General features: G+C 45.2%; 9 protein-coding genes. 2 read left to right on the forward strand and 7 right to left on the reverse strand.

What is annotated here, in order from left to right:
* Nucleotides 1-202: 202 nt before the first annotated feature.
* The 7 genes from AC0YOD_RS15615 to AC0YOD_RS15645 form a co-directional block, all read right to left on the reverse strand.
* Entirely contained in the window at nucleotides 203-1,801 is a 1,599-nt protein-coding gene (locus AC0YOD_RS15615) for a response regulator transcription factor (RefSeq protein ID WP_475800249.1), read from the reverse strand.
* A gap of 21 nt (nucleotides 1,802-1,822) precedes the next feature.
* Nucleotides 1,823-3,169, reverse strand: a complete 1,347-nt coding sequence (locus tag AC0YOD_RS15620; protein WP_475800250.1) for an ABC transporter substrate-binding protein — start codon at nucleotides 3,167-3,169, stop codon at nucleotides 1,823-1,825.
* 38 nt (nucleotides 3,170-3,207) lie between these two features.
* A complete protein-coding gene (locus AC0YOD_RS15625; RefSeq protein ID WP_475800251.1) occupies nucleotides 3,208-4,932 on the reverse strand; it encodes a sensor histidine kinase in 1,725 nt (574 codons plus the stop codon).
* 163 nt (nucleotides 4,933-5,095) lie between these two features.
* A complete protein-coding gene (locus AC0YOD_RS15630; protein ID WP_475800252.1) occupies nucleotides 5,096-7,135 on the reverse strand; it encodes a GTP-binding protein in 2,040 nt (679 codons plus the stop codon).
* 130 nt (nucleotides 7,136-7,265) lie between these two features.
* Nucleotides 7,266-7,799 (reverse strand): YceI family protein, encoded by a 534-nt coding sequence (locus AC0YOD_RS15635; RefSeq protein WP_475800253.1) that lies wholly within the window; start codon nucleotides 7,797-7,799, stop codon nucleotides 7,266-7,268.
* Nucleotides 7,800-8,217: 418 nt separating this feature from the next.
* Nucleotides 8,218-9,615 carry an MATE family efflux transporter gene (locus AC0YOD_RS15640; RefSeq protein ID WP_475800254.1) on the reverse strand — a complete coding sequence of 466 codons (1,398 nt, stop codon included), beginning with the start codon at nucleotides 9,613-9,615 and terminating at the stop codon, nucleotides 8,218-8,220.
* 197 nt (nucleotides 9,616-9,812) lie between these two features.
* Entirely contained in the window at nucleotides 9,813-10,052 is a 240-nt protein-coding gene (locus AC0YOD_RS15645; RefSeq protein ID WP_475800255.1) for a hypothetical protein, read from the reverse strand.
* A gap of 388 nt (nucleotides 10,053-10,440) precedes the next feature.
* On the opposite strand from AC0YOD_RS15645, the gene AC0YOD_RS15650 reads away from it, so the two are divergent.
* Together AC0YOD_RS15650 and AC0YOD_RS15655 are read left to right on the forward strand one after the other, a co-directional pair.
* On the forward strand, nucleotides 10,441-10,944 hold the full coding sequence (locus AC0YOD_RS15650) for a hypothetical protein (RefSeq protein ID WP_475800256.1): 504 nt from the start codon (nucleotides 10,441-10,443) through the stop codon (nucleotides 10,942-10,944).
* Nucleotides 10,945-11,064: 120 nt separating this feature from the next.
* Complete coding sequence (locus tag AC0YOD_RS15655) at nucleotides 11,065-11,547, forward strand: hypothetical protein (protein WP_475800257.1); 483 nt, start codon at nucleotides 11,065-11,067, stop codon at nucleotides 11,545-11,547.
* The last annotated feature ends 33 nt before the right edge of the window (nucleotides 11,548-11,580 follow it).

Genomic DNA, 11,580 nt, shown 5'->3' on the forward strand with positions numbered 1-11,580 from the left:
TCCTCTTTGCTCCGCGATAACGGGCGGGCCCGGTAAACTTAGGGGGAATTGTCATTCCCCTTGACGAGAACGCCTCCGAGTTGGATGCTCTTCCTAGGCGTGATCCGAATATGAATTTGTTGTATTATAACGTATTCCGCAATGAATATACAAGTGCTGACGATTCAAATATGGTTTTAGCCTTCTTTTCACATGAGTATATTCAAGCTTTTACCCCTCTATCACGGTATTCGGAGGGTGTGCATCCCGTTATTTTCTTAAATACTTGCGTGAAATAACGCGGATCTTGATAGCCTACGAGCGGTGCGATCTGGTACACCTTCACATCAGTCTGAAGCAAAATATATTTTGCTTTTTCGATACGATGCTGGGTTACGTATTCAAGGAAGGTGTAGCCAGAGACCTGCTTGAAGAGTGTACAGAAATGACTCGTGCTTAAATCAACGTACTCCGATACCTCATCCATCCCCAAATCATTATGGTAATGGTTCTCGATATACTTCTTTGCCTTCTCAATAATGGTTAAGCCATCCTCACGCGTCTGGTTATCCGTATTTTGCTTCATCCATTGCAGAATCGTACCTTTAACCACACCAATCAGCGACTCAAGCGTTGCCTCCTCCTGCATCTCATGCAGCAGCCTCTCAATAGATCCTGTCGTAAGATTCGAATAGTCGAATTGCCTATGCAACGTAACCGTCAGCGCTACGATCAGACGCTCCGTAGTCGCCTTAGTAAAGACACCATGCTCAAACACTGCCTTCAGCTCGTCGAATAGCTCTACCATCCGCTGTTGATTAAGTGTCCGTATGCATTCAACCATTTGGAGCTCCAATTGCTTGGGATACGTCACAGCTTCAGATAACCCTCTGCTGGCATCTGTATCGACAAATACGCCTTCATTCCCAGCATAAAACCGTTGATACAGGGCCTGATTAGAGCTGTGATATGCACGGCTAAGCTGATCAAGACCATACATCGACTGACTTATGCCAACAGAGCAGGCCAGCTTTGAGTAACGCTTGATATGATAAATCATATCCTCTCCAAGCTTAAGCTTTTGTTCCTCTGTCGTTTTGGGAAACAGCAGAATCCATTCACCGCTATGGAAAGGAAAGGCGGTCAGTCCATCGTTCTGCTTGCTCCATTCCTCCAAAATATTGCGAATTGCAAAAAACCACAGCCGCTTCTCCTCCACAGTCCAGTGCTTATCCATTGTGGAATACTGCTCCAGTTGAACGACCGCCATAAAATAGCCCTGTTCTAGCTCGCTTTGCTCCAGCCACTGCATATGCTGCAGCGGCTTTTGATTGCCCTCAATCAGCTCCGCGAACATACGCTCACGAGCAAGCAGCGACAAAGCCTGCACGGAATGCAGCAGTTTATCCTTCTCAAGCCTGCGAATATGATGAATATCAAGCTTCGCTTTAGCCTGCTCCAGCATGCCAGTCAATTCCTCGTGATCAATTGGCTTCAGCAAATAATCAAAAGCACCTAATCTTAGGCCCTCACGCGCATATTGAAATTCACCATACCCGCTAATAACAATAAAAATCAGATTCGGATTGTGATTCATCGCTTCCTTCATTAACGATATCCCGTCCAAACCCGGCATCCGGATATCGCTGACTACGATATGAGGTTCAAGCCCAATGACAAGCTTCAATGCATCTTCACCGTTTCTTGCCTCGCCGACGATTTCCAGATTCAGCTCTTCCCATGGAATTGCAGCTTTAAGACTCCGTAATATTAACGGCTCATCATCCGCCAAAATAACCTTATACTTTATTTCATTGCTCATGGCCTTTGGCCCCTCCTACGACTATTCCACGGTCGAGCTTTGACGCAGCCTCCAGTAATCCTTAGAAGCTTGATCAAGCTGTTTTAAAGCCTCGTCTGCGGACAAGTCCTGACTTATAATACCTTCAACGCCCTTTAAGAAAGCTTTCTTCACCTCAGGGGACAAGGAGTTGTCATACGGAACAAAATTCATATTGCTTTGCTCCATTAACGTAATAACCTTTGCAAATACGGAGCCTGTACGACTGGGATCAAAGCTTATTCGCATGGCTGGCACCCTAAGGCCCTCATATACAATTCGCAGCTGAATCTCCTTCGTATATAGCGCTTGAAGCAGTTCAAACGCTGCTTTTTTCTTCGCATCCTTCAAATTCGCCGACATTCCGATACCTAAGGTATAGCCCCCGGCAAAGGATGGATTATCCCCTGCTTGCAGGACAGGGAAGGAGATAACACCTACCTGACTTTGAAAATCATTACCGGATTTCTCATCGTGGAACAAGGTGATGTCCCAATTACCGTTTAAATACATAGCCGCCCTGCCCATCGTGAACATTTCGATTGCTTCTTCAGCAGACCGACCATTCGATGTGACAGGGAATGCATCTGCTCTCACCCACTCTGCCAGCTGCTGATAAGCTGCAAGATACTCTTGATTCGAGAAGGATAGGAACTGCGAGCCTCCTACAAGCTCATCAATTAATCTCGGGCCTGCAAATCGATCCATTAAATACTGAGCAAATATAGCCGCCGGCCATCGATCCTCATTACCAAGTGCAAATGGGACATAACCGTTTTGGCGAAGCTTGATGATGACCGCCGTCAACTCATCAATGGTCTGCGGTACTGTTAGGCCAAGTTTTTCAAATATCGTTTTATTATAGAAAAGAGGTTCTGCGTTCCCTTCAAAAGGCAAACCGAATATCCGCTCATTTTGCATCCACAGATGCAGATCCTTAAACTTATCGAATAAATCATTTTCCTCTACGAAGGCTGTCATATCCATTAAACGATTCGCACGAATATAGGGTTCAATCTCCGCACCGCCGAACAAAAGAAATAGATCAGGAGGCGTACCCGTTACCATCTCTCCTTTCAGTTTCTGTTCTCGGTGTATGGTCTGATCAATCGCTTCCATATTAACCTTTACGTTAGGATGAGTGATTTGAAACTCACGAATGACATTTTCAAAAATATTAAGTATGGGAAGATCATGCTCTTTTATCCAAAAATGCCGGAAAGTCAGCGTTACTTTCTCTGTCGCAGGCTCCTCAGGCGGCTCTTCTCCGCTAAGAACCGTTACATACACAGCACTGGACAACACAAGAGCGTAGAGCAGCACCCAGCCCCACATCATGAAGCCTTTCATTTACAGCCCTCCTTTCTTCTCTCGATAGGCCTTCCCCATTAGGGTAAGATTTTCGGCAATCGAATGCGGATCATCGAGCCATAACCGAGTGAAGAGCAAATAATGATGCCGTAATGACCGCCAAACTGCAAGCGCACCCTCTCATGTACGTTCTTTAAGCCTACACCGCCATCCCTATATTTCTTGTCATGGAAATCATTTTTCTTCCAGAGATTCAATAGTGTTTGCTCATCAAAGCCTGGCCCGTTATCAGTGACATCTATCCAAATGTCATGCTCGCCTTCATTCGCCGTAATCGTAATCAATCCCGGCTTATCCATTGGCTCAATTGCATGATAAAGCGCATTTTCAACGATAGGCTGTACAATAAGCTTCTGAGTCACATAGCTTCTTAGCGAATCCGAAATATGAATTTCGTATGCAAATTGCTCTTCAAAACGATATTTTTGAATATTTAAGTAGTGACGCACATGCTCCAGCTCTGTGTGAATCGGGATGAACGCCTGATTCTCGCTAATGCTGATTCGAAGCAGCTTGCCGAGCGAAATGACCATTTTGCTAATATCTTTATTTCCTTGAAGTACGGCCATGGAGTTAATGGATTCCAGCGAGTTATAAATAAAATGCGGATTGATCTGTGCGACGAGAGCCTGCAGCTCCGCTTCCTTCTTATGGGCTTGCTCGGTTTCCACCTGCTGAAGCAGCTCATTGATCTGTTTGCTCATCCGGTTGAAGCCCTGTACAAGCAGATCTGTCTCATCATCGGCTTTCTCGCCTGATGGGATCGGCGTAAATACACGCTGCTCTACGCGCTTCATGCCGTTAACAGCGCTAATTATGGCTCCTACAAGGCGGGTAACGAAAAAACGGTCAAATAACAAGGCGGAAAGCAAAGAAAATATTCCGAGGACAAGTGCGATGTTGCGAATCGACAATGATTCGGATTGAAGCAGCTTCTTAGGCGTAATAGCAACTAAAAACCACTCGGGGTTATGGGAGTTATAGTAGGTAATAAGTGATTTTTCATGAAGGATCTTGTCGGTGTAATAGCCTTTTTTGGAGTCCGTGTCAGATAATAAGAAAGGAAATGACATTTGATCGCTAATGGATTCACCCGATTTCGAGAACACAACCGAGCCTTCCTTATTAATTAGCAAAATATTTCCTTCATTCAGCGTTGCCGCATCCCAGAATACTTGATCCAGCACCTCAGGCTTGACGTAGACGACAAGGGAGCCAATACTTTCGAGGGAATAGTAATCTTTGATTGCTCTAGCGTGGATAAGAACAGGCTTTCCTGCTGAAGCAGAACCATTCTCGCCCGGACCGGACCAAATCGGCATGCCCGCCGCCCCTATCATTGGCTTATACCAGCTCTGTTTCTTCATCTCTTCCAGCGAAAGCGCCGCATTATACTGGTAAATAAGCTCGTCCTTCGAGTAGATGCTAAAGGACATGATCATAGGATGATTAATGAACAGATTATTGATTTCCTGCTTGCGGTCATAGTTGAAAATAGATTTAGGATGCTTTAACGTTTGCTGAAGCACCTGCTGCGTAATCGCCGCATTCGTGACCGTTGTAATTTCGTTCAGTGCGTACTTTAGCTTCCGGTCCGTCTCAAGCAATGAAATACCGTAGAAGTCGCTAGATTTCTTCTCTATGACTCCTGAGAAGTAGTAGTAGAAAATAGTCCCCATAATGATGACTGGAATAAAGACGAGAATAATGTTGGCAAGTAGTATTTTTCTCCTCAGCTTCAACCGTTTCTCTCCTTTATTCTGTCCTCAACTACATATTCCTCAGAGATGGCTCATTCACCTGTTGCCTATCAATCACATTTACATACATGAGTTATTTTCTCTACTTTAAAGGAAGCTTGCCTCCTTGTTGAGGAGGCAAAACAATGATTTAAGGTTTAAAAATTTACGATGAGGAGAGAGCCTTGCGCACCGATAAAATATATTTGGACTGATCAAGCGGATTAACGCCTCGGCGGACGCGCTCCGCTTCTACATCTGGAGGACACTCCCGATAGCCTGCGAAGAAGGTAGACAAGACGCCTCGTCCCTTCGTAAGCGACCCGAATCGCGCTGGGAAATCCAGTGAAGTCGCTACCGGCAGCGTTCCTTCGATTTCCATGCGCTCCCCTCTCACGACTGGTGTCTCAAACTCGCCTCGCATAAGAACGAGCTCATTCATCAGCTTGCCGCCCGTCTCCTCCGGCACAGAAAGTCGGAATGAGAGCATGGGCTCCAGCAGCTTAACGCCAATACGGGCTAAGCCATCCATAATGCCCATCGGAGTTGCCACGGCAAAATCCAGCGGATGCGTATGCCATACATGATGCTCGCCTTCAATAAGCGTTACCTTGATATCTGTAACCTCCCAGCCAAACAGCCCTTGCTGAAGCGCTTCAGGAACACGCCTTGCCACCTCATTCTGATAGCTGACCAGCAGTTTCTCGGAACGAACTATGGAGTGATAGCTTATTCCGCTGCCGCGCTCGCCAGGTTCAATGTGAAAACGTAATATCGCCCAGCATGGTTTAGGCATCGTATAGGCAATGAATCCTTCCCCGCTTTGCGCCGGTGTTTCTTTGTAGATAACAGATGGCTCGCTGAAATTAGCCTTCAAGCCGTATCTGGCGCTCAGCACATGCGTCAGCACTTCGAGCTGTATCGGTCCCATTACCTTCAGATGCAGCTCCCGCTGCTCCTGAAGCCACTGCAAATCGAGCAGCGGGTCTTCATCCGCCAGCTCATGCAGCGCCGCAACGACGGCGGGATACTCCGCCTCATTGCTCCAGCGCACCTGTACCGTTAGAAGCGGCACTGCCAGCCGCGTCTCCCCGGGAACAAAATCAGCGCAGCCGATGATATCGCCAATGCGCGCTTCATTCCAGCCGCAGATCGCAGCGATATCTCCTGCCGCAAGCATGCCGACATCCTCAGCCTTCTGACCGTCAATTTTTCTAATTTGTGTAATCTTCTCTTCCAGCTGCTGCGTAACATTGAACACTAAATCCCGATTGCGAATAAGTCCGCTATACAATCGTACGTACGCAACACGGCCCATTGCCGAGTCCCGCTCAATACGGAAAACTACACCAGATACCGGCCCGCCCTCTGGTACGGACGGCGAAGGTAAATACGCAATTAACGCATGCATCAGCTGTTCAATGCCGATTCCTCTGTTTGAAGCTCCGAACATGACCGGATACAACTCTGCTTTCTGAATGAAGTCTGGCAGAATTCGGCATAGTGCCGCTTTCGGCAAATACCCGTTATCCAAATAGTGCAGCATCATCTCTTCGTCTTGCTCTGCAACGGCTTCCTCCAGCTGTTGAAGATAAAGCGCAGCAGCTTCCCCATTAAATGAAATCTCTGTCAATGCCGCCTTGTTTCCTTCAGAATCAGCTTCTCTGTCATCAAGCAGGCTAATCGAGCCGTTAAACGCATCTTCAACACCAAGAGGAGCCTGTATCGGCGCAGCATTAGGTGAGAGCAACCGCTTAATTTGCTTTAGCGTTCCGAGCGGATCAGCACCTAATCGATCCATTTTGTTCACATAGATGATCGTGGGTATTTTTCGCTCTTGCAGCGCATGCCAAATGACCTCCGTCCCAGCTTGCACACCCTCAACCGCAGATATAATAAGCACCGCGCCATCCATAACCCGAAGCGAGCGTTCCACCTCCGATAGAAAATCGACATGACCCGGTGTATCAATGAGATTAATGGTTACGCCTTGCCAAGTGAATCGAGTAGCCGCAGCGCGTACCGATATGCCTCGCGACCGTTCTACCTCTAGAAAATCAGTCTGCGCTGTACCTGCATCAACGCTGCCGAGTGAGCGAATACGCCCGCTATGAAATAAGATTTGTTCTGTTGTAGTCGTCTTCCCCGCATCAACATGCGCGAAAATCCCTATATTTCGTATATGTAGTCCATCATTAGCATTCATTGCGAATCGCGCTCCCTCTGTAGCTGGTTCTCTGCTTATCCTACCTCTGAGTACGCTTTACGGCAACAAAAAAACAGCGTACTGGGCGCAAGCCCGATACGCTGTTTTTCAAATTCATCATTTTTTATGATTAGCCTTGTTGAATTGCTTCAATATCAATGGAAATTTTCACTTCGTCACCGATTAGAACGCCGCCTGTCTCAAGCGCTGCGTTATAAGTGAGGCCGTAGTTGCTGCGTTTGAGACTGCCTACAGCGCTAAAGCCGACTTTTTCATTGCCCCAAGGATCTTTGCCAGCGCCTTCAAACGTTGCTGCGAATGTTTCCGAGCGTGTAACGCCATGAAGATTCACGTCACCCGTAATGTTATATTCGCCATCATCCGTTTTGGATATGGACGTTGCTTTGAACGTAAGCGTGCCAAATTTTTCGATTTCGAAGAAGTCTGCTGAACGCAAATGATTGTCGCGATCGGCATTGCGAGTGTCAATGCTGTTCAAGTCAATGCTGAATGCAATATCAGCGGATGTTAGATCATGTGCATCTGCAACAATGTTTGCTTCGTACGTATGAAATAGTCCTTTTACTTTTGCAATCATCATATGTTTGACTGAAAATTCTACGCTGCTGTGTGTGTTGTCTACCGTCCATTGTGATTTAGCCATTTTAAAATTCCTCCATTTATTAAGTAATTATCTTTTCACTTACTTTTTTAAACTTACTAACTTATCTTTTGTATATTCATATACTATTGTATGTAACTTACTTTGTCAATTCATTTTTACAGTTATTATCAAAAAGAAAACAATTCGTTTAGATGTCCCTTACAGTGGACTTGTTTGGCTATATATATGACGAGAACGACATCTTTTATGAGAGCTGAAAGTATGTGCGAGCAGCTAGTTATAGGGCAAATACGTGGGATAGTAAGCAGTGCATATGAACGATGATGAATGGACATCATGGGGTCGATTTTTTATTAAATATAAAAAAATAGAGCTAGCATGAGCTAGCTCTATCTCTTTATGTGCGTTTGAAGTGAATGATCATCATACTTCATTACGGATTAAGACCGCATCATCACTAAACGGCAGCCGTATTTTCTTTTTTGTCGCGCTTGACCAAAGCATGCTTCTCCCATGCTCTGCTTCTCCAGCGGAAGAACATGATGAATGCGCGCATCCATTCATCGGCAGCAATCGCCAGCCAAATACCAGCCAAACCAAGATCTAGCACGAACACAAAATAATAGCCTAGTGAAAGACTCATCCCAACCATCGTGAACATGCCAACCCATAGCGGGAATCTTGCATCTCCAGTCGCCCGCAACGAGTTGACGAGCACAATGTTGATGGTTCGTCCTGTCTCAAGCACAATACTGAGAAGCAGCACGCTAACCCCTAAGCGAATAATGTTCTCATCATCGGTAAAGATTCGCATAAGCGGTTCTCGGAATATGATAACGAGCAGAACAGCGATTAGCGTAACGCCGCTCGCCCAGCGCACACTTTTCCACACCTGATAATAGGCAGTCGTTTGCTGATTAGCACCAACCAGTCTCCCGACAATTATCGATGTCCCCATACCAATTGCGAATGCAAATAGATACGTAAACATGGAGATATTATTCGCATAATTTTTGGCTGCAAGCGATGCTTCACCCAGAAACGTTGCATAATATAAGAAGACAATTTGGCAAGCTTGATACATAACCTGCTCCAGCGCGGAAGGAATTCCGATCTTCAATATTTTGGACACGTATTCCTTAGACAAGGATAGGTAGTACCGAATCTCAATTCGGATAGGCATAATACGATACAGCATCCAGAAAAAGACGATCAGCGCAAGCGCACGACTGATAACAGATGAAATCGCAGCCCCTTGCACGCCCATTTGCGGAAAACCAAAGTTTCCGAAAATCAGCAAGTAATTGCCGATAATATGGATGACATTCATCCCAAGCGATATGAGCATCGCTTCCTTCGTAAAACCGTGTACACGTATAATCGCTGCTACAGAATTGATAATCGCTTGTAGGAATATCATACCGCCTACGATTTGCAGATAGCTTTTGGCATGCGCCAAAATTTCACCGCTCAAGTTCAGCGTTTCCAGTAAATGACCGCCGAATAGGACAAATAGGAAGCTAAGCAGCAGCCCCACGACCAAATTAAGGGTAACCGCCAGTGCTGATATTTTCGCCGCCTCAATGAACTTACGAGATCCAATATATTGCGCGACAACAATGGATGCCCCGTTGCCGATTACTTCCAATAGCAAAATCGCAATGTGCAAATATTGATTCGATGCACCGACACCAGAAACCGCATTATCGGAAATATGGCTCAGCATAAGCGTATCGGCAATACCCATGAGCATAAACAAAAAGATTTCTAAAAAAATAGGCCATGTTAGGAAAAATAGATTGAATCCTTTTTGATCTTTATTTCCTAGGCCGTTCCCGGCTTCTGCCGTTGTCATGATGTCACCTTCTTCTATTCTGAAAACTTTAGCCTAGGATATCCTAGCACATTCACACAACTATTGCATGCTAAAAATAGCGTTTTACAATTATAAAAAATGAAGGCGAGGAAATAACAAAAAAAGACTGCAACAAGGACGTTTTTACGGCCTTCCTAGCAGTCTTCTTCTTTATAGTATAAAAATGATAAGTATCATTATTGCTCTTCAGACGCTTCTTCTTCTTCTTCTTCAGCAGCAGCTTCTTCCTCAGCCGCCTCTTCTTCCTCGGCTGCTTCATCTGCAGCTTCTTCCTCTACAGCAGCGGCAGCTTCTTCCGCTTCTTCTTCCAGTTCAGCCTCAACAGCTTCTACTGCTTCTTCCGCTGGAGCCTCTTCTGAAATAAGTTCTACGGTTTCTTCTGCACCTTCTTGAACGATTTCTTGTTCTTGGCTCATATTCTTCACCTCCTACTTCTTATTACTTTAATAATAGCGCTTTCATAGAAGGAAACAAGAGGTGTAAATTGTCGTTTCATAGGAACTATTTCCGCTATTTGTAACGTTCGTGCTCATCCCTGTTTATTCGACGTTTTCTTTGGTGTCCATGGCATAGAGCACCAATCAAAACCACTCTAAATTATGCGAGACTGATGAACTAGATAGAATCATTTGCATCTTATATTTTGCCTATTTTATTCGAAGCGGATTGAACGAAGTTATGATTTTTTTATGAACTAGACTTTAGTCTAGTTTCAAATTTTACCTCTAGCATGAGGACAGCAAATTTCATTGTATGCTATGCTGAAATCAACGAATAACATGATGAATGGGGTGCTTTATTACAATGAATATAAGAACGATCAGCGGAATTGTTTTACTCTTGCTAGGCGCTTGCCTCTTCTTGAATCAAGGCGAAACATTTGGTCCAGGCGAGGTATTTACCTACTTCTGGCCATCCATCTTCGTCATTCCTCTTGCTCTCTTCTTCCACTGGATGTACTTTAGCATGCTGGGACGTAGAGGATTAGGACTACTGATTCCTGGCGGCATCTTGTTCGGCGCCGGAGTCGTCTGTCAGATTGGCATGCTGTTTAACAACTGGTCCTACATATGGCCGGGCTACATCCTCGCAGTAGCAATAGGATTATTTGAATTTTATTGGTTTGGCAGACGCAATAAATGGCTGTTAATCCCCATCAATATTTTAACCGTTCTCTCCTTGCTTTTCTTCGTGGCATTCTCGATCGGCTCTATCTACAACAAGTTCGTACTCAGCCAGCCTATCTTCGCCATCGTCTTTATTCTTGCGGGAGCATTCATCCTTCTTTTGAAGAAGAAAGACGTTTAACAGCTCCCTCCCGGTATGTGGTATAATCACGCTTACGAGGCGGGTTTGCTGCGCAAATCGCAGCCTATGCTTACGATGTAGAGATTTGCTCCGCAAATCTTCTGGGAGGAACAAGAAACAATGCTATCCTTTGAACAAAAGCTTTCCATTATTGAGGCCTTTCCTGAACTCCAACGAAAGGACGTTTCCCTTGGCCGTACAAACTTCCATTATGAAGAAAGCTTCCATGATAAGAAGACAGTCGTTCATCACCTGCACCCGAATGGCAACGGCTATGTGTTTGCAGGGCTAATTGCCGGTGTTCAAACCGATGACAAGGGTCTCGTTAACATTCGTGACTATAATGAAGAAGAGCTTCGCTCGCTCATCGAGCAATCTATTCATTCTCTTGCAACACCACCGCCAGAGAAGCCCGTTTCCAAGAAAAAGAAAAAGGCAAAACCGCAAGAAGAGCGCTGGATTGGACCAGACGATGCTATATTGACTCTGCTTTTCGAAGAAGATCTCTGGTATTTATATGCCGATCTTAACTTAGAATCCGCATTCGAGACGTATGAGGAAGCGGAGCAATATTTAGAAGAAGAGCAATTTTCACGCGCTTAATAAATTTCAAAGTTCCAAAAAAGGAGAAACATT

The sequence above is a fragment of the Paenibacillus sp. J31P13 genome (assembly GCF_056269295.1).